At 66.3% G+C, this 24,861-nt stretch carries 18 protein-coding genes; 8 read left to right on the forward strand and 10 right to left on the reverse strand.

Features of this window, described 5'->3' with window-relative positions; all coding sequences use genetic code 11:
- Positions 1–26: 26 nt before the first annotated feature.
- Positions 27–1,118: a carbohydrate kinase family protein gene (locus tag ACIGJD_RS13830; protein WP_483686676.1), complete on the reverse strand. Its 1,092-nt coding sequence runs from the start codon at positions 1,116–1,118 to the stop codon at positions 27–29.
- A gap of 90 nt (positions 1,119–1,208) precedes the next feature.
- Here ACIGJD_RS13830 and ACIGJD_RS13835 point away from each other — a divergent pair, with 90 nt between their 5' ends.
- The 4 genes from ACIGJD_RS13835 to ACIGJD_RS13850 all read left to right on the forward strand — a co-directional run bounded on the left by ACIGJD_RS13835 (position 1,209) and on the right by ACIGJD_RS13850 (position 6,844).
- Positions 1,209–2,648: a family 4 glycosyl hydrolase gene (locus tag ACIGJD_RS13835; RefSeq protein WP_483686677.1), complete on the forward strand. Its 1,440-nt coding sequence runs from the start codon at positions 1,209–1,211 to the stop codon at positions 2,646–2,648.
- A 64-nt stretch (positions 2,649–2,712) separates the two neighbouring features.
- A complete protein-coding gene (gene mshA / locus ACIGJD_RS13840; RefSeq protein WP_483686678.1) occupies positions 2,713–3,978 on the forward strand; it encodes a D-inositol-3-phosphate glycosyltransferase in 1,266 nt (421 codons plus the stop codon).
- 78 nt (positions 3,979–4,056) lie between these two features.
- On the forward strand, positions 4,057–5,733 hold the full coding sequence (locus ACIGJD_RS13845) for a formate--tetrahydrofolate ligase (RefSeq protein WP_483686679.1): 1,677 nt from the start codon (positions 4,057–4,059) through the stop codon (positions 5,731–5,733).
- 256 nt (positions 5,734–5,989) lie between these two features.
- Positions 5,990–6,844, forward strand: a complete 855-nt coding sequence (locus ACIGJD_RS13850; RefSeq protein ID WP_483686680.1) for an endonuclease domain-containing protein — start codon at positions 5,990–5,992, stop codon at positions 6,842–6,844.
- 199 nt (positions 6,845–7,043) lie between these two features.
- On the opposite strand, the gene ACIGJD_RS13855 is transcribed toward ACIGJD_RS13850, so the two are convergent.
- The 8 genes from ACIGJD_RS13855 to glmS all read right to left on the reverse strand — a co-directional run bounded on the left by ACIGJD_RS13855 (position 7,044) and on the right by glmS (position 19,831).
- A complete protein-coding gene (locus ACIGJD_RS13855; RefSeq protein WP_142133131.1) occupies positions 7,044–8,129 on the reverse strand; it encodes an inositol-3-phosphate synthase in 1,086 nt (361 codons plus the stop codon).
- Between the two features lie 163 nt (positions 8,130–8,292).
- Complete coding sequence (gene mgrA, locus ACIGJD_RS13860; protein WP_483686681.1) at positions 8,293–9,333, reverse strand: L-glyceraldehyde 3-phosphate reductase; 1,041 nt, start codon at positions 9,331–9,333, stop codon at positions 8,293–8,295.
- Between the two features lie 101 nt (positions 9,334–9,434).
- Complete coding sequence (treZ, locus tag ACIGJD_RS13865) at positions 9,435–11,204, reverse strand: malto-oligosyltrehalose trehalohydrolase (protein WP_483686682.1); 1,770 nt, start codon at positions 11,202–11,204, stop codon at positions 9,435–9,437.
- Entirely contained in the window at positions 11,201–13,528 is a 2,328-nt protein-coding gene (gene treY / locus ACIGJD_RS13870) for a malto-oligosyltrehalose synthase (RefSeq protein ID WP_483686683.1), read from the reverse strand. The genes treZ and treY overlap by 4 nt, the downstream gene beginning before the upstream one ends.
- Complete coding sequence (gene glgX, locus ACIGJD_RS13875; protein WP_483686684.1) at positions 13,525–15,783, reverse strand: glycogen debranching protein GlgX; 2,259 nt, start codon at positions 15,781–15,783, stop codon at positions 13,525–13,527. The genes treY and glgX overlap by 4 nt, the downstream gene beginning before the upstream one ends.
- Positions 15,784–15,852: 69 nt before the next feature.
- Positions 15,853–17,436, reverse strand: a complete 1,584-nt coding sequence (locus ACIGJD_RS13880; protein WP_483686685.1) for an NAD(P)H-hydrate epimerase — start codon at positions 17,434–17,436, stop codon at positions 15,853–15,855.
- Positions 17,437–17,450: 14 nt separating this feature from the next.
- Positions 17,451–17,798: a holo-ACP synthase gene (locus ACIGJD_RS13885; RefSeq protein ID WP_141942574.1), complete on the reverse strand. Its 348-nt coding sequence runs from the start codon at positions 17,796–17,798 to the stop codon at positions 17,451–17,453.
- Positions 17,799–17,938: 140 nt separating this feature from the next.
- Positions 17,939–19,831, reverse strand: coding sequence for a glutamine--fructose-6-phosphate transaminase (isomerizing) (gene glmS, locus ACIGJD_RS13890; protein WP_483686686.1), 1,893 nt, complete (start codon positions 19,829–19,831; stop codon positions 17,939–17,941).
- Between the two features lie 131 nt (positions 19,832–19,962).
- Here glmS and coaA point away from each other — a divergent pair, with 131 nt between their 5' ends.
- From coaA to ACIGJD_RS13910, 4 genes are all read left to right on the forward strand, one after another.
- A complete protein-coding gene (coaA, locus tag ACIGJD_RS13895) occupies positions 19,963–20,928 on the forward strand; it encodes a type I pantothenate kinase (RefSeq protein WP_142133124.1) in 966 nt (321 codons plus the stop codon).
- A 5-nt stretch (positions 20,929–20,933) separates the two neighbouring features.
- A complete protein-coding gene (locus ACIGJD_RS13900) occupies positions 20,934–21,794 on the forward strand; it encodes a M15 family metallopeptidase (protein WP_483686687.1) in 861 nt (286 codons plus the stop codon).
- 24 nt (positions 21,795–21,818) lie between these two features.
- Positions 21,819–22,223: a large conductance mechanosensitive channel protein MscL gene (gene mscL / locus ACIGJD_RS13905; RefSeq protein ID WP_483686688.1), complete on the forward strand. Its 405-nt coding sequence runs from the start codon at positions 21,819–21,821 to the stop codon at positions 22,221–22,223.
- Positions 22,224–22,330: 107 nt separating this feature from the next.
- Positions 22,331–23,494 (forward strand): hypothetical protein, encoded by a 1,164-nt coding sequence (locus tag ACIGJD_RS13910; RefSeq protein WP_483686689.1) that lies wholly within the window; start codon positions 22,331–22,333, stop codon positions 23,492–23,494.
- Here ACIGJD_RS13910 and glmM read toward each other — a convergent pair.
- The gene (glmM, locus tag ACIGJD_RS13915) at positions 23,484–24,845 is read right to left on the reverse strand and encodes a phosphoglucosamine mutase (protein ID WP_483686690.1); all 1,362 of its coding nucleotides are present in this window, start codon (positions 24,843–24,845) and stop codon (positions 23,484–23,486) included. The two genes, ACIGJD_RS13910 and glmM, sit on opposite strands and share 11 nt — an antisense overlap.
- Positions 24,846–24,861 lie beyond the last annotated feature (16 nt).

The raw sequence follows: 24,861 nt of genomic DNA on the forward strand, positions 1-24,861 counted from the left end.
CGAATAATCAGGGGCTCCAGCACTGCTTAGGCATCGGACAGGTGCGCGATCGTGGCTGCTGCCCTGCGCTGGGCCGCCAGCGGCACGTCCTCGATGATGTCAGCCAGGAACCCGAAGCGCCGCAGCCATTGGCTGGTCTGCCGTTCCGGCCGGGCGTTGGCGCGTTTCCACCAGTCGGCGATGTCCCCCCAGCCCGGTGCTGCCAGGGATCCGCCCACCTGCTGCACGGCCAGCGATGCGCAAAGGTTGGCGAACCGCAGCCTGTCCCCCAGCGGCCAGCCGGCGAGGGTGCCCACGATGAACGCCGCGTCAAAGCAGTCACCAGCTCCCGTGGGGTCATGGGCCTTGACCGGAAGCGACGGGACCCACTCCTCCTCCCCTGTTTCCGAGTCCACTGCCATGGCACCCTGCGCTCCGAGGGTCACCACCGCCACGGGAACACGGTCCGCCAGTGCGTAAAGGGCATTCCACGGGCTGTCCTTGCCGGTGAAGGCCATGGCCTCGCGTTGGTTGGGCAGGAAGGCGTAAAAGTACTGCAGGTTGTCCAGCCGCACCGGCGCCCATTCCCCGCTGGGGTCCCAGCCCACGTCCCCGAACAGCTTTACTCCGGCCGAATGCGCAGCCCGGGCCCACGGTTCCATCTCCAGGCCCACCTCCGCGATGCCGGCGAGCGCGTTGGGTGGGTCTCCGATCAGTTCGGAGTTTGTCACCGGGGCGGAGTGACCGTGGGTCACCAGGGAACGGTCCTGATCGACGCAGAGGGACACGGTAACAGGCGAGTGCCAGCCCGGAACGCGGCGGGACAGGCTGAGGTCCACGTGCTCCTGGCCGGAGAGGATCTTCCAGTTGAAGTCCCCGTATCCGTCATCCCCGAAAGCCGCCGCAAGCCCGGTGCGGAGCCCCAGCCTGGCGGCGGCGATGGCCTGGTTCGCCACCCCGCCGGGGCAGCTGCCCATGCCGTCGCTCCAAATCTCCGTGCCTGGTTCGGGCCCGTGCGGCAGTCCCGTGAAGATGATGTCCTGGAAAACGGTCCCGGCGAGCAGGAGGTCGAACCCCGGCTCGGCGTGCGATCGGACGGCAGCCAGCGGATCGAAGGGGCGGGCTGGCATCGCGTCCATAGAGCGCAGAATACGCCGCACCGCCGTGCTGCGGTAGGGGCTTTGGAACAGTCTGGACACGTTGTCAGAGGCCGGTCCTAGACTTCATGCATGCGGCTGATGATTGCCGGCGGCGGGGGTTTCCGGGTGCCGCTCATATACCGGGCTTTAGTGTCCGGGCCCTTTTCCGGGCTGGTCACCGAGCTGGTGCTGTACGACATCGATCCCGGCCGCCTGCAGGCCGTCACCTCGGTGCTGCAGAGCATGCCCGCGAGCCAGGGTGGGCTGCTTCCCGTGCGTGCAACTACGGATCTTGTGGACGCCGTTGTTGGTACCGACATGGTGTTCGCGGCGATCCGCCCGGGCGGCACGGCCGGGCGGATCGCCGATGAGAAGGTGGCCCAGAACCTTGGGCTGCTGGGGCAGGAAACCACCGGCGCCGGCGGGATTTCCTACGCCCTCCGGACCATTCCGCACATGCTCGGCTTTGCCCGGCTGATGCGGGAGCACTGCCCGGACGCCTGGCTGGTCAACTTCACCAATCCGGCCGGCATGGTTACGGAGGCGCTCCTCCCTGTCCTGGGCAACCAGGTCGTGGGGATCTGCGACTCGGCGGGCGGTCTGGTGCAGCGGGCCGCCCGTGCTGCCGGCGTCCCCTTGGCTGAGGGACGGCTCGACGGCGTGGGCTACTACGGGTTGAACCACTTGGGCTGGCTGTACCGGCTGGAGTCCGGTGGGAGGGATGTGCTGCCTGGCCTGTTGGCGGACGCCGGTGCCCTGCAGACGTTCGAGGAGGGCAGGCTCTTCCCGCAGCCGTTCCTGGCCGCGCTTGGACTGCTGCCCAACGAGTACCTGTATTACTACTACCAGCAGGGCCCTGCCCGGCGGGCAATGCAGGCCATGGCGCAGACCCGCGGTGAAACCATCCACAGCCAGCAGCAGGAGCTGTATCCGCGGCTGGCCACTGCAGGGCCCCATGCCTTCCGGCTGTGGGAGGAGGCCCGGCGGTCGCGGGAGGAGGGGTACCTGGCAGAGGCGCGGAGTGACGGCGAGCGCCGGACCGAGGAAGACCTGGCGGGTGGCGGGTATGAACGGGTGGCGCTGGCCGCCATGCGCGCCCTGGCCGGTGGTGGGGAGGCCCAGCTGATCCTCAATACCCGGAACGCACTGCCGCCCTTGGCTCATCCGGAAACGCGGGCACCTGAACCGGCCCCGGCCGGCCCAAGCCCTTCCCAACCCGCCATTCCCGGCCTTCCCGCGGACGCCGTCGTCGAAGTCCCCTGCACTGTCACCACCGCAGGCGCCGTTCCGCAGCCGCAGCAGCTGCCCGCCGGCGCGCAGCTCGAGCTGCTCCAGCGGGTCAAGGAGGTGGAAAGGCTCACGGTCCAGGCCGCCACAACCGGGGACCGTGCGGCCGCACTTGCGGCCTTCGCCCGGCATCCGCTGGTGGATTCTGCGGACCTGGCCGCCAGGCTCCTGGCCGGCTACGAACAGGAATTTCCGGATGTGGGGAAGATGTGGGAGGGCGGTGGGCGTTACGGGAAGGAGTAGTGTTTTACCGAATGCGCACTGAACCGGCTCCGCTCACACGCGCCGGCGCCCGGAAGGAGGTTCCATGGCACTGATCCGTAGGGTCGCTTTGCTCTCCCTCCACACCTCCCCCATGGAACAGCCCGGTTCGGGTGATGCCGGCGGAATGAACGTCTACATCCGCGAGCTGGCGTCCGCGCTGGCCGAGGCGGGTGTTGAGGTGGAGATCTTTACACGCGCCACTTCCGTTGACCAGCCCGCCGTCGAGCATCCCGATCCCGGTGTGTGCGTGCACAACGTGCTGGCCGGGCCGCCCAGGAAGATCCCCAAGGAGGAGCTGCCCGGGCTGCTGCACGCCATGGTGGCGGAGATCGAGCAGATCCGCCGGCGCCAGCCACACGGGCGCTATGACGTGATTCATTCGCACTACTGGGTGTCAGGGATCGCCGGGTTGGAGCTGTCCCAGCTGTGGGGCGTGCCGCTGGTGCACACCATGCACACCATGGCCAAGGTCAAGAACCTGCTGTTGGAGTCCGGCGAGCAGCCGGAGCCGCGGCGGCGTGAGCTGGGCGAGCACTGCATTGTGGAGGGTGCGTCCAGGCTCATCGCCAACACCAGCTCCGAGGCCGCCGAGCTCGTATCCCACTACGGGGCCACCTACGACCGCATCGATATCGCGCCGCCCGGCGTGGACCTCGCCACGTTCACCCCGGCGTTCCGGGCACGGTCCAGGGCGGAGCACGGCGTCAGCCCCGACACCTTCCACTTGGTCTTCGCCGGCCGGATCCAGCGGCTGAAAGGTCCGCAGGTGCTGGTCAAGGCCGCCGCGCTGCTGCGGAAACGCCGCCCGGACATCGACCTGCGCGTCACCATCCTGGGCGCACTGAGCGGCAACAAGGAATTCAACCTCCGCTGCCTGATTAAGGAGGCAGGAATGGACGACGTCGTCACGCAGCTTCCGCCCGTCAAGGCACCCGAGCTTGCGTCCTGGTTCCGCGCGGCCGACGTTGTGGTGATGCCGTCCTTCAGCGAATCCTTCGGGCTGGTGGCCCTTGAGGCCCAGGCCTGCGGCACGCCGGTGGTGGCCACCCGCGTGGGCGGGCTGTCCCGTGCGATCTTCCACGGCCGCACCGGGCTCCTGGTGGACGGCCACCACGCTGCCGACTGGGCCGATGCACTGGAGGCCCTGTACGACGACCCCGCCACCCGCGAGGACCTGGGGCGGGCCGCCGCCATCCGCGCGCAGAACTCCGGCTGGCAGCGCACTGCCGCCATCACGCTGGAAAGCTACCATGCCGCCGTCGACAACTTTGTGGTCCGCCGCCTGGCCCCGGTGGTTCCCGCTTCCTAACGTTCCTTCGTCCTCCGCCCTGCTCCTGTTAGCTTAGGGGCAGGTCTCCGGCGCGGGCCGGTGCAGGAAAGGACAAGGATGTCAGCGTTTCCTTCTGATCTTGAAATAGCACGTGCTGCCCGGATCCAGCCCATTGGGGACATCGCAGCAGCCGCCGGGATCAACGCCGACGCCCTGGAGATGTACGGGCGGTACAAGGCGAAGATCGATCCGGGCCGCCTCGCTGCCCCCGCTCCGCACGGCAAGGTGGTGTTGGTCTCGGCCATGTCCCCCACCCCGGCGGGCGAGGGCAAATCCACCACCACCGTTGGGCTGGCGGACTCGCTGGCGCGGGCCGGACACAAGGTGATGATTGCCCTCCGGGAGCCGTCGCTGGGTCCGGTCCTGGGCATGAAGGGCGGTGCCACCGGCGGGGGTTATTCGCAGGTGCTGCCCATGGACGAGATCAACCTGCATTTCACCGGGGACTTCCACGCAATCACGTCGGCCAACAACGCATTGATGGCGCTGGTGGACAACCATATTTACCAGGGCAACGCGCTGAACATCGATCCGCGCCGGATGACGTTCAAGCGCGTCCTGGACATGAACGACCGGTCCCTGCGGGAGGTGGTCATTGGCCTGGGCGGGCCGACGCAGGGCGTGCCGCGCCAGGACGGGTTCGACATCACGGTGGCGTCGGAGATCATGGCCGTTTTCTGCCTCGCCACGGACCTGGCGGACCTCCGCGCCCGGCTGGGGCGCATCACGTTCGGTTACACCTACGACCGGAAACCCGTGACGGTAGCGGACTTGGGTGTCGAAGGGGCTCTAACGCTGCTCCTGAAGGAGGCGGTCAAGCCGAACCTGGTGCAGACCATCGCGGGTACGCCGGCCTTGGTGCACGGCGGCCCCTTCGCGAACATCGCGCACGGCTGCAACTCGCTGATTGCCACCCAGACCGCCCGGCGGCTGGCGGACATCGTGGTGACGGAGGCCGGCTTCGGGGCGGACCTGGGGGCCGAGAAGTTCATGGACATCAAGGCGCGGTACGGCGGCCTGGCCCCGTCCGCCGTCGTGGTGGTGGCTACCGTGCGTGCCCTGAAGATGCAGGGCGGGGTGGCGAAGGACCAGTTGACCCGCCCGGATGTTGCTGCCCTTGAGGCGGGCGTGGTCAACCTGCGCAGGCATGTGCGCAACGTGGAGAAGTTCGGGGTCACGCCGGTGGTGGCCATCAATCAGTTCTCGTCCGATTCGCCCGAGGAACTCGACTGGCTGCTGGCGTGGTGCGCGGCGGAGGGGGTACGGGCGGCCGTTGCCGACGTGTGGGGCCGTGGCGGCGGGGGCGATGGCGGTGACGAGCTCGCGGCATTGGTGGCCCAGGCATTGGAGACGCCCAGCAGTTTCCGGCATCTATATCCGCTGGAGCTGCCTGTGGAGGACAAGATCCGCACTATCGCCCAGGAGATCTACGGCGCCGACGGCGTGGACTTCTCCGTTCCGGCGCTGAAGCGGTTGGCCGATATCGAGCGGAACGGCTGGGGCTCCCTGCCGGTCTGCATGGCCAAGACCCAGTACTCGTTCACGGACGACGCCTCCCGCCTCGGCGCGCCCAAGGGATTCACCATCCACGTCCGGGACCTGCTGCCGAAGACCGGCGCGGGCTTCATCGTGGCCCTGACCGGTGCGGTGATGACCATGCCGGGCCTCCCCGCCCTCCCCGCCGCCCTGCGGATGGATGTGGACGCGGAAGGCAACCCCATAGGCCTCACCTAGCCCAACGCCCCATCACATCCTGCCTACTTCCACCAACGCCCGATCACCTCCCGCCTACTTTCCACCAACGCCCGACCATCTTGGAACCATCCAGGACTGTTCCTGTGGATAACTTCTGCAGTGGTCTAGCCTTCTACGCCAGAATGCCAGCATGCATAAGCGCGCTGATCTACCGCGGTCCCTGGCAAGCTCCCCGTTCACATACGACTCGGCGGTGACTGCCGGTGTGTCAGCGAAGCGGCTGCGGAAGGATGACGTGGTCCACGTCAGCCGGCGGTTGTACCGCCCGTCAACTTGGAGCTTCGAATTGGAAGCCGCGGCACGGGTCCTCTCCGAAGTTTCGCCAGGCGCGTGGATTTCACACGTCACAGCTGCACGTTTGCACTGCCAACTGCTCCCCGCGTGGCTGTCGGACTCAACTGAACTGCATATGAGCAAACCGAAGCACTTACCGCAGGTGCGCCGGAAAGGTGTGGTTGCCCATAAGGTCATAACAAGTGCAGACGAAATCGAAACTGTCGACGGTATCCGCATCAGCACCCGTTCCCGAACCTGGCTCGACTTGGCCCGGCGGCTGTCGCTGGCTGAGCTGGTCTGCCTTGGAGACCAAATCATTCGCATCCCCCGAGCGGAGTTTGAAGCCAGGTCACAGCCCTTTGACACATTGGAGGGTCTCAGCGCTTTGGTCAGCCGACACCCTAATCTTCAGGGGGTCGTGCGTGCCCGGGAAGCGTTGGAGTTGATGAGGGTCGGCGCTGATTCGGCACCGGAATCGATGCTGCGGCTGGCCATGCTTGACGCGAACCTGCCAGAACCTGACCTGCAAATCGCACTTCGACCGAATGATGCAGCTTCCCCTACTGCCGACCTGGGCTACCGTCACCGGCGCCTTGCAGTCCAGTACGACGGCGGTCACCATCTTCTTGAGGCTCAGCGACTGAGTGATCGACGGCGCGACAAAGCCTTCGAATCAGCTGGGTGGACGGTTCTGGTATTCACCAAGGACGATGCCACGGACGGTTTTCAACGAGCTATAGCGGCAATCAAACGGCACCTTCGTACGGCGTGGATTGACCATTCCTACTTGGCCGGTTTTGCTGGAAACGGGTGAACAAAACACCACCACCTCCAAGACGCAGCCGCCTGGTTTACGCTCCTCAGGGGACGGGAAGTGATGGCGCATTTCGGGAGAATACGCAGGACGTGATGGCGCGTCCTTGAAAAGCCGGAAAAGGGTGAGCGGGCGTGTTAACGGTGAACGCTCCCCCACCCGGACGTGTGAAGGAGCGTCCTAAAGCGGCGCGTAAAGGTTAGCGCTCCACGTCGCCGCGGATGAAGGCTTCGACCTTTTCGCGGGCGAGGTCGTCGTTGAACTGCTCCGGCGGGGACTTCATGAAGTAGCTCGACGCCGACAGCAGCGGGCCGCCGATGCCACGGTCCAGGCCGATCTTGGCGGCCCGGATAGCATCGATGATCACGCCGGCGGAGTTCGGGGAATCCCACACCTCCAGCTTGTACTCCAGCGACACCGGGGCGTCGCCGAAGTTCCGGCCTTCGAGGCGCACGAACGCCCACTTGCGGTCATCGAGCCACTGGACGTAGTCGGACGGGCCGATGTGCACGTCCTTGGCAGCGAGTTCGGCCTCAACGTTGGAGGTCACGGCCTGGGTCTTGGAGATCTTCTTGGACTCCAGCCGGTCACGTTCCAGCATGTTCTTGAAGTCCATGTTGCCGCCGACGTTCAGCTGGTAGGTCCGGTCCAGGGTCACGCCCCGGTCCTCGAACAGCTTGGCCATGACGCGGTGGGTGATGGTGGCGCCGATCTGGCTCTTGATGTCATCGCCCACGATGGGCACACCGGCGGCGGTGAACTTGTCGGCCCACTCCTTGGTCCCGGCGATGAAGACCGGCAGGGCGTTCACGAAGGCAACGCCGGCGTCAATCGCTGCCTGGGCGTAGAACTCGGCAGCCTCCTGCGAACCGACCGGCAGGTAGCAGACCATGACGTCAACTTTGGCGTCCTTCAGGGCCTGCACCACGTCCACGGGCTCTTCGGTGGACTGCTCGATGGTCTCCAGGTAGTACTTGCCCAGGCCGTCCAGGGTGTGGCCGCGCTGGACCGTGACACCGGTGGGGGGAACGTCGGCGATCTTGATGGTGTTGTTCTCGCTCGCCGAGATGGCATCTGAAAGGTCAACGCCGACCTTCTTGCCGTCCACGTCAAACGCGGCGACGAACTCAACATCACCCACGTGGTACGGGCCAAACTCAACATGCATGAGGCCCGGAACAGTATCCGCGGGATCGGCGTCCTTGTAGTACTGGACGCCCTGCACCAGCGAGGCGGCGCAGTTGCCCACGCCAACGATTGCAACACGAATGGGATGTGAAGACACAGAACTCCTTTGGGGACAAACGTCAGCCTGCCTGGTTTGCCGCCATGGAATGGACGACGGCGGCCGGCTGGCTTGGCGCCGCGCGGCGCCTTTTCATACTACCCAACACAGCGGGACCGGCAGTTGTTCCGCCGGCCCCGCTGTGTAATGAAAACTAAGCCCGTTAGGCGTTCTGCTTCCAGAGGTTAATGTCCGACTCCACCGCGAATTCGTCGATGGCGGTCAGTTCGTCATCAGAGAAGCCGAGGTTGTTGATGGCGGACAGGCTGTCCTCCAACTGCCGGACGCTGGAGGCGCCGATCAACGCTGACGTGACGGGCGAGCCCTTGGGCTGGTCACGCAGGATCCAGGCGATGGCCATCTGGGCCAGTGTCTGTCCGCGGCCTTCGGCGATCTTCCGCAGCCCGCGGACCCGGTCCAGTTTCTCCTCGGTGATGGACTCTTCGGAGAGGAAGCGGGCCTTGGCTGCACGCGAGTCGGCGGGAATGCCGTGGAGGTAGCGGTCCGTGAGCATTCCCTGTGCCAGGGGCGAGAACGCGATGGATCCGGCGCCCACCTGGTCCAGCACCTCGTACAGGTTGGGCGATCCGTCTTCGGTCCAGCGGTTGAGCATGGAGTAGCTGGGCTGGTGGATCAGCAGCGGTGTGCCGAGTTCCTTGAGGATCCGGGCGGCCTCGAGGGTCTGCTCCGGCGTGTAGGAGGAGATGCCGGCGTACAGGGCCTTGCCGGAGCGGACGGCGTAGTCCAGGGCGCCCATGGTTTCCTCCATGGGAGTTTCGGGATCGGGGCGGTGGCTGTAGAAGATGTCCACATAGTCCAGGCCCATGCGCTGCAGCGACTGGTCCAGGCTGGAGATCAGGTATTTGCGGGATCCCCATTCACCGTAGGGACCGGGCCACATGTAGTAGCCGGCCTTGGTGGAGATGACCAGCTCGTCGCGGTAGGGCTTGAAGTCGTCCCGCAGGTGCCGGCCAAAGTTCGTTTCGGCGGACCCGTCCGGCGGCCCGTAGTTGTTGGCGAGGTCGAAGTGGTTCACGCCGAGGTCGAAGGCACGGCGGAGGATGTCGCGCTGTTCCTCGAAGCGCTTGTCGTCGCCGAAGTTGTGCCACAGGCCCAGGGAGATGGCCGGGAGCTTGAGGCCGCTGCGGCCCACCCGGCGGTAGGGCATGGATTCGTAGCGGTTGTCCGCTGCAATGTACGTCATACGTTCCATCCTGCCAGTTGTGACCCGCGCTACACGGGAGGTTGTTAGCGCTAAGAGAAAAAGTTACGCCGGGCGCGCATGCCCCCGGCGTAACTTCGGATTCAGGACTTGAGGATCGCCGCACTCCACGGCGCCAGGGCGAGGGACCCGCTGTCCAAGGCGTTCCCGTCGTCCGTGGCCAGGAGGAGGTCGCCGGCCACATCGTCCAGCCGGACCTTGGCGTCCGTCAGGTTCACCAGCACCTCAACGGAGCCGCGCCGGAAGCGCAGCCAGCCGGCGTCGTCGTCGAACGAAACCTCCGTCTCACCAAAGCCGAGACCCGCCACCTCCGGATGTGAACGGCGCAGCGCCGTCAGCGACTTGTACAGCTCCAGCAGCCGCGCGTGGTCACCGGTGGAAGCCTCGGACCAGTCCAGCTTGGACCTGCGGAAGGTTTCCGGGTTTTGCGGGTCAGGCACGACGGCGGGATCCCACCCCATGCGCTCGAATTCCTTGATGCGCCCTTCCGCGGTGGCCTTTCCGAGCTCCGGTTCGGGGTGCGAGGTGAAGAACTGCCACGGCGTGGAGGCCCCGTATTCCTCACCCATGAACAGCATGGGCGTGAACGGTGAGGTCAGCGTGAGCACCGCGGCCACGGCCAGCTGCCCATAGGACAGCGACTGCGAGAGCCTGTCCCCCGTGGCCCGGTTGCCGATCTGGTCGTGGTTCTGGTTGCAGACCACCAGTGCAGCCGGGTGTGCCAGCGAGGCGTTGATGGGCCGGCCGTGGTGCCGGCCGCGGAAGCTGGAGTAGCTGCCGTCGTGCAGGAACCCGTCCTTCAGCACCTTGGCCAGTACCGCAAGAGACTCAAAGTCCGAGTAGTAGCCCGTGGTTTCGCCGCTGACACTGACGTGCACCGCATGGTGGAAATCGTCGCTCCACTGCCCTTCCAACCCGTACCCGTTGACGTCCCGGGGATAGATCAGGCGCGGGTTGTTGAGGTCCGATTCCGCGATGAGGGTCTTGGGCAGCCCGGTCTCAGCCGAAACGGCGTCGCCCAGGGCTCCCAGGTCCTCCAGGATGTGCACGGCCCGCTCGTCCCGCAGCGCGTGCACGGCATCGAGCCGGAGCCCGTCCACGTGGTAGTCGCGCAGCCACAGGGCGGCGTTGTCCAGGATGTATTCCCGCACCACGTCGGAGCCGGGCCCGTCCAGGTTCACCGAGTCGCCCCAGGTGTTGGCGTCGCCCTGCTTCAGGTACGGGCCGAACTTGGGGAGGTAGTTTCCGCTGGGCCCCAGGTGGTTGTACACCACGTCCTGGATGACGCCGAGGCCTGCGCCGTGGGCGGCGTCGACAAACCGCTGGTAGGCAGCGGGCCCACCGTAGCCTTCATGCACGGTGTACCACTGGACGCCGTCGTATCCCCAGTTGTGGGTGCCGTTGAAGCCGTTGACCGGCAGCAGTTCGATGAAGTCGATGCCCAGGTCCACCAGGTAGCCCAGCTTCTCCGCCGCTGCGTCGAGGGTTCCTTCGGGTGTGAAAGTGCCCACGTGGAGCTCGTAGATGACCGCCCCCTGCAGTTCCTTGCCGCGCCAGCCGGAATCCTGCCAGGCGTAGGCGGAAGGATCATAGGTGCGGGACTGCTTGTGGACGCCGTCCGGGAGCCGCCGGGACCGCGGATCCGGAATAGGGGTGGTGTCCCCGTCCAGCAGGTAGCCGTAGTCCACGTCCCCATCCGCGGGGGCGTCGGGCGCCGTCCACCATCCTTCGGATCCCGGCGCGGTGTCCTTCTTCTGCATGGGGTATTGCCGGCCGTCGGCCAACAACACCACCGACGAAGCGTCCGGGGCCCACACATCGAAGCGTTCGGATCCAACGTTGACCAGGGTCATGCCTTTTCTCCATCCACAGGTGCCAGCAGGGCCACCGGGTAGGTACCCAGCACCTCCGCGACCGAAACCTGGCCGGGTCCGTAGCTGGCCCCGGTGAGTTCGTCGCGCATGGCAGTGGAAAGGTCGACGGCGGTATCCCGCCATCCGCCGCCGGCCTGCAGCCCGGCAGGGAGCCGGGTGGCCAGCGTGAGGGCGCCGGAGGAAGCGTCGGTTCCGCGGCTGAACGCGAGCAGGTGCTCTGCGGCGGCGCCGGCGGCGGTCACGGGCGTGTATCCCTGGAACAGCTCCGGCCGGTCCCGGCGCAGGCGCAGTGCCCGCGAGGTGACCAGAAGCTTGCTGGCCTCGGTGCCCGCGTCCGGCAACGCACCGGCGTCGAGCTTTGCCAGTTCGTCCTGACGTGCACCAAAGTCCACGGGCCGGCGGTTGTCCGGGTCCGTGAGCGAGCGTTCCCAGAACTCGCTGCCCTGGTAGACGTCCGGCACGCCGGGCATGGTCAGCTGGACCAGCTTGGCGGAGACCGAGTTGGCTGCGGAGAAGGCGTCGATCCGGTCCACGAAGTCCGTGACCACCTTGGCGACCTCGGCGTCGTCGAAGACCGCGTCGACGGCGGCCTTCACCTTGGACTCGAAGTCCTCGTTGGGGTCGGTCCACTTGGTGGAGTTGCCGGCCTCCCGGGCCGCCTTTTCGGCGTAGCCCTGCAGCCGTTCCCGGCTTGCCGGCCAGGCACCGACGATCGCCTGCCACAGCAGGTTCTCGTATGGTCCGTCCGGGACCGGCGCCAGTTTCCGCAGTTCCGCCAGTGTTTCCGCCCATTCCTCCGGCAGCTCGGCGATAACCGAGATCCGTGCCCGGGCGTCCTCGCTGCGCTTGGTGTCGTGGGTGGACAGCGTGGTCATGGAGAGCGGCAGCTCCTGCTGGCGGCGCTCCATCCGCTGGTGGAATTCCTCCGGGGACACTGCGAACTCGGTGGGTTCGGCGCCCACCTCGGTCAGGGTGCCCAGGCGGGTGTAGCGGTAGAACGCGGTGTCCTCCACGCCCTTGGCCATGACCATGCCGGAGGTCTGCTGGAACCGGATGGCGATGGGATTGGCAGGATCCAGGAGCAGCGGAAGGAGGGTTCCTACGGCCACTTCCAGGTCCGGCCGGTGGGCAGCGGCGGACTCGCACGCCTCCTTGAGGACGTCGGCGCCCACCGGCAGGTAGGACCGGTAGACCGGGAAGGACGCGATGATCTCCGCGATGGCGTCCGCTGCCTGGTCAACGCTGAGCCCGTGGGATTCGGGGACCAGCCGTGCCAGCCGCAGCACCTCGGAGCGCAGGATGCCGTCAGCGATCATGCGCTTGGTGCCGCGGATCATCTCGGCGTAGTCGGCGGGCTCGGAGGTACCCCGCAGGGAAGCATCCAGCGCGTCCAGCGCCTGCTGCCCCGCCGGGTCAACGAAGACCCGGTCCACGTCAGCCAGCGCGTCATAGCCGGTGGTGCCTTCGCAGGCAAAGTCCTGCGGCAGCACTTCGCCCGGTTCCAGGATCTTTTCCACCAGGACGTACGCGCCGCCGCTGAGGTCCTTGAGCCAGCGGAGGTAGCCGGCGGGATCGGCCAAGCCGTCCGGGTGGTCCACGCGGAGCCCGTCCACCAGGCCCTCGGTGAACCAGCGGCCCACCTCGGCATGGGCCTTTTCGAAGACCGACGGCTCCTCCACCCGGATGCCGGCCAGTGTGGTGACCGCGAAGAAGCGCCGGTAGTTGAGCTCGGCGTCGGCGCGGCGCCAGTCCATCAGCTGGTAGTGCTGGCGGCTGTGCACGTCCTGCGGGGAGTCACCTTCGCTGTACGTGCCCTCGGCCAGCGGGAACCGGTGGTCGTAGTAGCGGAGCTCGCCGTCCTTGACCTCCAGCTTGTCCAGGTCGTCGTCCGAGCCGAGCATGGGCAGCCGGACCTTTCCGGCGCCCAGGTCCCAGTCGACGTCGAACGCTTCCGCATAGGGTGACTCGCGGCCTTCCTTGAGCAGTGACCACCACCAGGGGTTCTGCACGGGAGTGGCCACACCGACGTGGTTGGGCACGATGTCCACCAGGACGCCCATGCCGTGTTCGCGGGCCGCCTTGGACAGGGCCAACAGGCCCTCCGCGCCGCCGCGGTCCGGGTCCACGGCGGATGGATCGGTCACGTCGTAGCCGTGGTCCGAGCCCTTCTCCGCGGTGAGGATGGGCGACAGGTACACCCAGTCGACGCCGAGGTCCTTCAGGTAGGGGACCTTGTCGGCGGCGTCGAAGAGGGTGAAGCTGCTGCGGATCTGGAGGCGGTAAGTGGAGACCGGGGTCTTCATGCCTTGGCTTCCTCGTCCGCGCCCGTTGCCCTTGCCTCGCTTGCTTCTGCCGCCTTGGTCTGGGCTTCCACCATCTCCTCCTGGGCTTCCTCCTGCTCGGCCATGGACGCGATCGAGGCGGCTGCGGAGTAGTCAACCTCTTCCTCCGGGCCGGAGTAGGCGCGCAGGACCACCATGGACTTCGCGTCCAGCTTCAGCGTGGCACCGGCCTTGAGCGGCTCGTAGTCGTCTGCCTGGGCGGCGGTGTCGAACTGGACCTCCCAGTACTGCGAGTACTCCTCGGACGGAAGGCAGAAATCCACAGCGTCGTCGTGGGCGTTGAAGGCCATGATGAAGCTGTCATCGGTGATCCGGCGGCCGCGGGAATCCTGTTCCTGGATGCCGTCACCGTTGTAGAACACGCCGATGGTCCGGCCAAAGCCGCTCCCCCAGTCCTCCGGCAGCATTTCGGTGCCGTCGGTCTTCAGCCAGACGATGTCCGGCAGCTTCTCGCCTTCGCCACGGCGGACCGGGCGGCCGTCGAAGAAGCGGCTGCGGCGGAACGTGGGGTGGTCGTGGCGCAGCTTGTTCACGAAGGCGGTGAACTCCACCAGCGGCTGGTCCATGGCCTCCCAGTGGATCCAGCTGAGCTCGGAGTCCTGGCAGTAGGTGTTGTTGTTGCCCTGCTGCGTGCGGCCGAGTTCATCCCCGTGCAGCAGCATGGGAACGCCCTGGGAGAGCAGCAGCGTACCGATGAAGTTGCGCTGCTGGCGGGCGCGCAATGCCAACACCTTCTCGTCGTCCGTATCGCCTTCCACGCCGCAGTTCCAAGAGCGGTTGTGCGATTCGCCGTCGTTGTTGCCTTCGCCGTTGGCGTCGTTGTGCTTCTCGTTGTAGGACACCAGGTCCCGCATGGTGAAGCCGTCGTGGGCGGTGACGAAGTTGATTGACGCCACCGGGCGGCGGGCGGAGCTTTCGTACAGGTCGGCGGAGCCGGTGAGGCGGGACGCAAACTCGCCCAGGGTGGAGGGCTCGCCGCGCCAGAAGTCGCGGACGGTGTCGCGGAACTTGCCGTTCCATTCCGTCCACTGCGGCGGGAAGTTGCCCACTTGGTAGCCGCCCGGGCCAACGTCCCATGGCTCGGCGATCAGCTTGACCTGGGAAACTACGGGGTCCTGCTGGATGAGTTCGAAGAAGGTGGAGAGCTTGTCCACGTCGTAGAACTCACGGGCCAGCGTGGAGGCGAGGTCGAAGCGGAAACCGTCCACGTGCATCTCGGTGACCCAGTAGCGCAGGGAATCCATGAGCAGCTGCAGGGAGTGCGGGTGGCGGACGTTCAGCGAGTTGCCGGTGCCGGTGTAGTCCATGTAGTGCTTGCAGTCGTTGTCCACCAGGCGGTAGTAGGCCTGGTTGTCGATGCCCTTGAAGGACAGCGTGGGGCCCAGGTGGTTGCCTTCGGCAGTGTGGTTGTAGACGACGTCGAGGATCACTTCGATGCCGGCGCGGTGCAGGTCGCGGACCATGGCCTTGAATTCCTGGACCTGGTGCCCCACGTCGCCGGTGGCGCTGTAGGTGTTCTGCGGCGCGAAGAAGCCGATGGTGTTGTAGCCCCAGTAGTTGTTGAGGCCCTTTTCCACCAGGGTGCCGTCGTTGACGAACTGGTGGACCGGCATGAGCTCGATGGCGGTGGCGCCCACCTTCTTCAGGTGCTCAATTACGGCGGGGTGTGCCACGCCTGCGTAGGTGCCGCGCTGCTCTTCGGGGATCTCCGGGTGCAGCTGGGTGAGGCCCTTGACGTGGGCTTCGTAGATAACCGACTGGTGGTACGGGATCTTCAGCTGGCGGTCGCCGTCCCACTCGAAGAACGGGTTGATGACAACGCCGTGCATGGTGTGCGGCGCAGAGTCGGCGTCGTTGCGGGAATCGGGGTCGCCAAACTCGTAGGAGAAGAGCGCGGGATCCCAGTCGATCTGCCCCTGGATGGCCTTGGCGTAGGGGTCCAGCAGGAGCTTGTTGGGGTTGAAGCGGTTGCCGCTTGCGGGATCGTAGGGTCCGTGCACGCGGTAGCCGTACTTCTGGCCGGGCTGGATGTGCGGCAGGTAGCAGTGCCACACGTAGCCGTCCACCTCGGTCAGCTCGATCCGGGTCTCGGTCAGGTCATCGGCCAGGAGGCAGAGTTCAACCCGCTCTGCCCGTTCGCTGAACAGGGCGAAATTGGTGCCGGTGCCGTCAAAGGTAGCTCCCAGCGGGTAGGCATTTCCAGGCCAGACTTCCATCGTGCTCCTCATTTGTTGGTCAGCAGCAGACGGCATTGGAACGCCCCTACTGCTGGTGCGAACTAATGCCTACCGTAGTGGTTGGCTGTGACTATTACGCTTCCAGGCTCCATAGTTACTAAGCATGCTGACTTTACCCCAAATTTCGGGTAGGGCATCCGCAACGCGGCCTGCGGTGATGGGGCCACCGGACACAGCCTCCGACGCGGCCCGCCCCGCCTGGCCGTGCAGTGCCGCGCCAAGTGCGGCAATGGCGGCCCACCGCCCGTCCGGTTCGACGCCCAGCTGACGGAAGCGGCCGACGTCGGACCCCGCCTGGGCGAGCAGCGCGCCAATGATGCCGGCCAGGACGTCCCCGCTGCCGGCGGTCGCGAGCCACGGCGTGCCATCCGCCTGGCTGTAGGTGGCGCCCCAGGGCGCGGCCACAAGCGTCGTGGCGCCCTTGAGCAGGACGGTAGCCCCGGTACGGTCGGCCGCATGGCGGACGGCACCTAGCGTTGCGGCTTCCACCGATTCCCGGTCCTCCCCGCGGCCCAGGCGATGGAACAGCGACGCAAGCTCACCGGCGTGCGGCGTCAGCACCACATGCGGGGCCAGGATCGCGGGCAGTGCGGGCAGTGCGCCGGCGTCTGCCACGACGGGAAGGTCCGACGCGATCGCGTCCCGGGCGCGGGTGAGTTGTTCGTGGTCATGCGGGCCCATGCCCGAGCCCACCAGCCAGGCCTGCACCCGGTTTTCGGCCACCGTTCCGGTGCTGCAGACAACTTCCGGGCAGGACTGGCGGACCAGGTCCGCTACCGACGGCGGCCCGAGGTACCGGACCATGCCCACGCCGGCGGCCAGCGCACCCCGGCAGGCAAGGACAGCGGCGCCGGGGTAGTTCTCGGATCCGGCCACCACTCCCAGCACCCCGCGGGAGTATTTTTGGGCCCGGCGGGCAGGGTGCGGCAGGAGGCGCGCGAGGTCGGGGTTCTCGAGGCGGCGAAGGGCAGGCTCGGGCAGGTGCTCCTCAATCCCGATCGGCACCACCAGGACGCGGCCGGCATAATCGGCGCCGGGATCGGCAAGCAACCCTGACTTTGCACCGCCGAACGTGACGGTCAGATCAGCCGGCAGGACCGGGGCGGCAGCCTCGCCGGTATCGGCGTCCACTCCGCTGGGAAGGTCGCAGGCCATCACAAAGCCGTGGCGGTGCGCGTCCGTGATGGCCTGTATGAGGTCCGCGGCGCTCCCCCGCAGCCCGCCCTTGGCGCCGGTCCCCAGGACGGCATCAATCACGACGTCGGCCTCGGCGGCTTCGCCGGCAAGCCCCGGCAGTGCCGCCTCGGTGAGCCGGTGCACCCTGCCGCCGGCACGCTCAAATGCGGCCAAGCCGGCCGGGTGGGCCGCATCTCCGGTGAGTACCGCCGTCGTGCGCATCCCACGGGACGCAAGGAAAGCGGCAGCATACAAGCCGTCCCCCCCGTTGTTGCCCTTGCCCACCAGCACCACGACGCGAGCACCGTTCAGTCGGGTGCCCCTGTCCTTGAGTTCATGGACGACGGCGTTGGCCAGCCCATGCGCGGCGCGCTGCATGAGCGCGTCCCCCAGTCCGGCGGCCAGGAGGGGTTCCTCGGCTGCGCGGACCTGCGTTCCGGTGTAGGCGCTGATCATGGCGGCCGCCCGGATCAGCCCTCGGCCAGGACCGTAGCAGTGGCAATGCCGCCGTCGTGGCTAATGGACAGGTGCCAGCGCTTGACGCCCTTGGCCTCGGCTACTGCCAGGACCGTGCCCTTCACCTGGACGGTGGGCCCGTTCTGGTCCAGGCCGATCCAGCAGTCCTGCCAGTTCATGCCGGCAGGGGCGCCCAGCACCTTTGCCACGGCTTCCTTCGCGGCGAACCGGGCAGCCAGGGAGCGGGTGTTCAGGTCCCGTTCCGCAGGTACGAACAGGCGGTCCCTCAGGCCCGGTGTCCGTTCCAGCTGGCGGCCGAACCGCTCGATGTCTACTACGTCTACCCCAATGCCAACGATCATGCGGTTCATTCTACGGTTGCACCCCTCGGCCGGAGGCCGGTCCACGCCGCTGGCCGCCGCTGTCCGCCATCAGCGCAAAAGCTGGACTTTAACGCGCAAACCCCGGGCCTTGAGGGCCCGGGGTTTGCGTCTGACATCAATTACTCGACGGTGACGCTCTTGGCGAGGTTGCGGGGCTGGTCCACGTCGTAGCCCTTGGCTGCGGCGAGTTCCGCGGCGAAGATCTGCAGCGGGACGGTGGTCAGCAGGGGCATGAGCAGGGTGGGGGTTTCCGGGACGTAGAAGACGTACTCGGCGTAGGCCTTCACCGCTTCGTCGCCTTCCTCGGCGATGACCAGGGTCCGGGCGCCGCGGGCGCGGACTTCCTGGATGTTGGAGACCACCTTGGAGTGCAGCGAATCGCGCCCGCGCGGGGACGGGACCACGACGAACACCGGCTGGCCTTCATCGATCAGGGCGATGGGGCCGTGCTTGAGCTCACCGGCGGCGAAGCCCTCGGCGTGGATGTACGCGATTTCCTTGAGCTTCAGCGCACCCTCCAGGGCCACGGGGTAACCCACATGCCGGCCCAGGAACAGCACCGACTTCTCGTCCGCCATGGACCGGGCCAGCTCGCGCAGCGGGCCCGCGTTGTCCAGGATCGTCTGGATCTTGGCGGGGATCTTGCTCAGGTCCGCCAGGACGTCCTTGATCTGGCCCGAGAAGATGTTCCCGCGCAGCTGCGCCAGGTACAGGCCCAGCAGGTACGCGGCGGTGATCTGGGCCAGGAACGCCTTGGTGGAGGCCACCGCGATTTCCGGGCCGGCGTGCGTGTACAGCACGGCGTCGGATTCACGCGGGATGGTGGAGCCGTTGGTGTTGCAGATCGAAATGGTCTTCGCGCCCTGTTCGCGGGCGTAGCGGACGGCCATCAGGGTGTCCATGGTCTCCCCTGACTGGGAGATGGAGACCACCAGGGTGTTCTCGTCCAGGATCGGGTCCCGGTAGCGGAACTCGTGCGCGAGCTCCACCTCGGTGGGGATCCGGCACCAGTTCTCAATCGCGTACTTGGCCACCGTGCCGGCGTAGGCGGCGGTGCCGCAGGCCAGCACGATGATCTTGTTGACCTGCTTCAACAGCTCCGGATCGATCCGCAGCTCGTCCAGGGTCAGCTTGCCGTCCAAGTCCGACCGGCCCAGCAGGGTCTGCGCCACCGCATCGGGCTGGTCATGGATTTCCTTCTCCATGAACGAGGAGAAGCCGCCCTTTTCCGCCGAGGCCGGGTCCCAGTCCACGTGGTATTCCTTGCCCGCGGCCGGGTTGCCGAAGAAATCGGTGATCGCCACGGAGTCTGCGGTGATCGTCACGATCTGGTCCTGGCCCAGCTCCACCGCGCGGCGGGTGTAGTCGATGAACCCGGACACGTCCGAGCCCAGGAAGTTCTCCCCCTCGCCCAGGCCCACCACCAGGGGTGAGTTACGGCGGGCGGCCACGACGACGTCGGGCTGGTCCGCGTGCACCGCGAGCAGGGTGAAGGCACCCTCCAGGCGCTGGCAGGCCAGCTCCATCGCGCGGGTCAGGCCACCGTTGGCCGGGTCCCCGCCCAATTGGTTGCGCAGGATGTCAGCCAGCAGCGCGGCGGCGACCTCGGTGTCCGTCTCGGACAGGAACGTCACGCCCTTCTCCAGCAACTCCTGCTTGAGTTCGGCGAAGTTTTCGATGATGCCGTTGTGGATCACGGCGAGCTTGCCGCCGTCCGCCAGGTGCGGGTGCGCGTTGCGGTCCGTCGGGCCGCCGTGCGTCGCCCACCGGGTGTGCCCGATCCCGGTCAGGGTCTCCGGCAGCGGCCGGGCCTCCAGCTCACCAATCAGGTTGCTCAGCTTCCCGGACTTCTTGCGGGCCTCAATGGTGCCATCAGACACCACAGCCACACCGGCAGAGTCATAACCGCGGTACTCCAGGCGGCGCAGTCCCTCAAGGACAACGTCCAACGCACTGTGACCATTAATTGCACCGTCAGTCGAACGGCCTACATACCCCACGATTCCACACATAGGCTCAAGACTATCGGCAGCGTGCCTGTTGCTCTAAACCGGCGGGCCCCGTTGCCCGAGCCCTGTGACCTACGCCGCGCTGAGCAGGGGCGTCATTTCGCGATGGGCCGGGCGCGGGGCAGAATCTTTAGGTGACTTCGCAACGCAACGACGCGAACGGGGAGGGTGCCTCGCCGTTCGTGGAGCTGGACCGGCACACCTGGTCCCGCCTCGCAGCCCAGATGGAACAGCCCCTTAATGAAGAGGACGTGCTGCGCCTTCGCGGGCTCGGCGACCCCCTGGACATCAACGAAGTCAGGGACGTTTACCTGCCGCTGTCCCGGCTCCTGCACCTGTATGTGGAGGCGGCTGGGCAGCTGCACGCGGCCACCACCACGTTCCTGGGTGAGCAGACCCAGCGCACCCCGTTCGTGATCGGCGTCGCCGGTTCCGTGGCCGTTGGCAAGTCCACCATCGCGCGCGTGCTGCGGGAGATGCTGCGCCGCTGGCCCGGCACCCCCAACGTGGAGCTCATCACCACTGACGGTTTCCTCTATCCCCTGGCCGAGCTCAAGCGCCGGCAGCTGCTGGACCGGAAGGGTTTCCCGGAGTCCTATGACCGCCGGGCGCTGCTGCGGTTCGTGAGCGAGATCAAGGGCGGGGCCGAGGAAGTGCGCGCGCCCTGGTACTCCCATGTCACGTACGACATCGTGCCCGGCAAGGAAGTGGTGGTCCGCCGCCCCGACGTACTCATCGTGGAGGGCCTGAACGTGCTGGCCCCGGCCCGGCCCCGGCACGACGGCCGGCAGGGCCTGGCCCTGAGCGACTTCTTCGACTTCTCCATCTATGTGGATGCCAAGACCTCCTACATTGAGGAGTGGTACGTGGACCGGTTCCGGAAGCTGCGGAGCACGGCGTTCGCGCAGCCGGAGTCCTACTTCCACCGCTACGCCACGCTGTCCGACGAGGAAGCCGAGAGCACCGCGCGGGACATCTGGAAACGGATCAACGAGCCCAACCTGGAGGAGAACGTGCTTCCCACGCGGGGCCGCGCACAGCTGGTGCTGACCAAAGAGGCGGACCACTCCATCCGCCGCATGCTGCTCCGGAAGGTGTAGCACAGGTGTGCTACCAATGCGGCTCCCCCAGCCGGCGCAGCTTCGCCCAGTTCCTCGCAGCGGGGGCCGGACTGACTGTCCTGGCAGCCTGCACACCGGAGGCACCCAAGGCGGTGGCGCCGTCGTCGTCCGCTGCTTCCTCCGCTTCCCTCTCCCCTACCGCCGCTGCTGCTTCGGCCAGTACGACGGCGGAAACGGCCACCGTGGGCCAGTCACCGGAGGCGCCGTCCCCCACTCCGTCCCCGTCGGCCACCCTGGCGCGGCAGTTTTCGCTCGATGACCCGGCAAGCCCGTGGGTGATCGTAAACAAGCACCGGCCGTTGAAGCCGGCGGACTATGTGCCGGCTGACCTGGCGCGTCCCGCCGTCGCCATCTCTGCCGCCGGTGAGGCCGCGCTCCTGAACAGTACGACGGCGGCCGCCGCCGAGGCGATGTTCGCGGCGGCCTCACGGGATGGCGTGGCGATGGTCCTGGCGAGCGGCTACCGCTCGTACAACACGCAGGTGGCCACCTACAACGGGTACGTCGCGGCGCGGGGACAGGCCGACGCCGACACCGCCAGCGCGCGGCCCGGCCATTCGGAGCACCAGACGGGGTGGGCGTTCGACATCGGCGACGGCGGCGGGGCGTGCAGCTTTGAGCCGTGCTTCGCCGAACAGCCGGCGGCTGCCTGGGCGAAGGCGAACGGGCACCGGTTCGGGTTCGTGGTGCGGTATCCGTGGATGCTGCATCCCATCACGGGGTACTTCTACGAGCCGTGGCACCTGCGGTACGTGGGAGTGGAGGCGGCCACGGACATGCTGAACCGCGGCATCGGCACGCTAGAGGAATACTTCGGCCTCGAAGCGGCGCCCGCGTACCTGTGATGCCGGTGCGCTAGGTTGGTTTCCATGCTTACTGGATTCAAGAACTTCATCATGAAGGGCAATGTGGTTGACCTTGCGGTCGCCGTGGTCATGGGTACTGCGTTCGGCGCGGTGGTGACGGCGTTGGTGAACAAGGTGCTGATGCCCTTCGTCTCCGGCCTGGTGGGTGCGCCCAACTTCGACAGCTTCGCTCGTGTGGAACTGAACGGTAACGCCATCGAGTTCGGGGTGCTACTGACCGCGGTGGTGAACTTCCTGCTGATCGCTGCTGCCATCTACTTCGTGGTGGTGATGCCAATGAACCTGATGATCGAGCGCCGCAACCGCCGGCTGGGAATTAACAAGGATGTGAAGAAGGATGCTGCCGAGGATCCGCAGGTGGCGCTGCTGACCGAGATCCGGGACGCGCTGAAAGAGCGCACGCTCTAAGTCTCCCTGTTAAACGCCAAGTGGCCCGTCTCCCTCATGGGAGGCGGGCCACAGTGATATGCGGTTCGATCGTTGACATTCGGCACCGCTCGCCAAAGGATGGCCAAATGGGGGACTCGATCAAAAGCCGCATGGGATCGACATCACTGACTCTCCGCAGGTCGATGCCGTCCGCCACGCTGCTGCTTGTTATTGGGGCAGTCGCTGCACGGCTCCTGCTCTTGCCCTACGAGAGCGAAGATGCCGCCACCTTCCTCTTGCCCTGGATGGAGCAGTTCCGAGACCGAGGCGTTTGGGCGCTCGGAGGGGAATTCTCAAACTACAACTTCCCGTACTTGTTCCTGCTGTTCCTGGTCAGCCTTCTGCCCGTTGACCCACTGTTCGCCGTCAAACTGGTATCTCTTGCGGGTGATGTCCTCCTGGCGATCGCAGTGACCATGCTGGCGGAAGTAGCAGGGCCTTCCAAGCTGGCACCGCGGATGATGGGAGCCATATCGCTGCTGGTGCCCACGGTTCTCCTCAACGCCGCGATGTGGGGCCAATGCGACTCGATCTATACAGCGTTTCTTTTGTTGTCGGCCCGAAGCCTGCTTAGGAACAACATCAATTCCGCATGGACGGTGTGGGGGGTCGCCGTCGCGTTCAAATTACAGGCGGTATTTCTCCTCCCGGCACTTGCCGCGGTCTCCCTTCGGCGCGGCCCCCGGATGCCAGGTCCGCTGCTGGCCACCGCCGTTTGGTTGGCGCTCAGCCTGCCGCCTGTGCTATTCGGGCGGTCTGTGGTAGATACCCTCACAATCTATGTGCGGCAAACACAAGACGACCGATTGATTTCAGGGGCAGCAAATGTCTTTGCGCTATTCCCAGACGTGAGCGCATCCGAAGGACGATGGTGGGGAATCATGCTTTGCGCCATCGCCATCACTGTTGCGGCCTTCGCTTACTGGCGCGGTCAGGACACTTCTGACCGTCGGCTTCTGCTGTGCATTACGTCAGCCGCCATTTGCCCGCTGTTGCTCCCGCAGATGCATGACCGGTATTTTTTCCCTGCCGAAGTGATGTCGCTCCTACTGCTGGGCAGGCCGCAAATCCGCCTGGTTCCTTGCCTGTTGGCCGCAACGGGAACGTTTATCTATTTCCTGTATTTCGCGAAGAACAGTTACGCCGCTCCTCTTATCGTTGCCTTTTTGATCCAGACCGTGGCCGTTGTCTTCCTGTACAGAGCACTTATTCCGAGCAGTAAGTCTACTTACGGCTCATTCATTCATTAGCAAATTCCAGTGCGAGCTCTGCGCGGACCACCTGCGCCAAGTGTTCGGCGATGGACTGGGCGGTTTCCTCGTCGGCCGCTTCGACCATCACCCGGACCACAGGTTCTGTTCCGGAGGGGCGGAGGAGGACACGGCCGGTGTCACCCAAGGCGGCTTCGGCGGCTCCAACAGCTTGGGCCAGGACATCACTGCTGCCCACCTTGCTGCGGTCCACGCCCTTGACGTTGATGAGGACCTGCGGGAGCTTGGTCATGACCGTGGCCAGTTCCTTGAGCGGCTTGCCGGTCAGGGCCACCTGCGCGGCTAGCTGCAGGCCGGTCAGCAGACCGTCGCCGGTGGTTGCATGGTCGGAGAAGATGACGTGGCCGGACTGCTCACCGCCGAGGTTGTAACCGCCATCGCGCATGCCTTCGAGGACGTAGCGGTCCCCCACGGCAGTTTCCATGATGGTGATGCCTGCGTCGCGGAGGGCGATCTTCAACCCGAGGTTGCTCATGACGGTGGCCACCAGGACGTCGTCCTTGAGCTTTCCGGACTTCTTGAGCGCCACGGCCAGGATGGCCATAATCTGGTCGCCGTCCACCTCGTTGCCTTCGTGGTCAACGGCGAGGCAGCGGTCGGCGTCGCCGTCGTGGGCGATTCCCAGGTCCGCGCCGTGTTTGACCACGGCCTCTTTGAGGGGACCGAGGTGGGTGGAGCCGACGCCGTCGTTGATGTTCAGGCCATCCGGATCGGCGCCGATGACGATGAGCCGGGCGCCGGCGTCCTTGAAGAGCTGGGGTGAGCAGCCGCTGGCGGCACCGTTGGCGCAGTCGAGCACCACGGTGAGGCCGTCCAGTCGGTGCGGCAGCGTGCGCAGCAGGTGAACGATGTAGCGGTCCTCGGCGTCGGAGAAGCGCTGGATGCGGCCTACGTCGGCGCCTGTAGGCCGGACGGCTTCCTTGCCCATCTGGGCTTCGATGGCGTCCTCCACCTCGTCAGGCAGCTTCTGGCCGCCGCGAGCGAAGAACTTGATGCCGTTATCCGGCGCGGGGTTGTGCGAAGCGGAAATCATCACGCCGAAGTCCGCGTCCAGGTCCGCCACCAGGTAGGCCGCAGCGGGGGTGGGCAGAACCCCGGCGTCGTAGACATCGATGCCCGAGCTGGACAGCCCGGCTTCAACGGCGGCGGCAATGAATTCGCCACTGGCACGCGGGTCCCGGGCCAGTACGGCACGGGGGCGGGAGCCGTTGGAGTTGCGGTCGTGGCCAAGCACGACGGCGGCCGCCTGGGCCAGTTGCAGGGCCAGTTCTGCCGTCAGCAGGCCGTTGGCAAGCCCGCGGACACCATCAGTTCCAAATAATCTAGGCACCGGTCAAGTGTAGAGG

It is taken from the genome of Arthrobacter sp. E1SS-5, assembly GCF_057073715.1.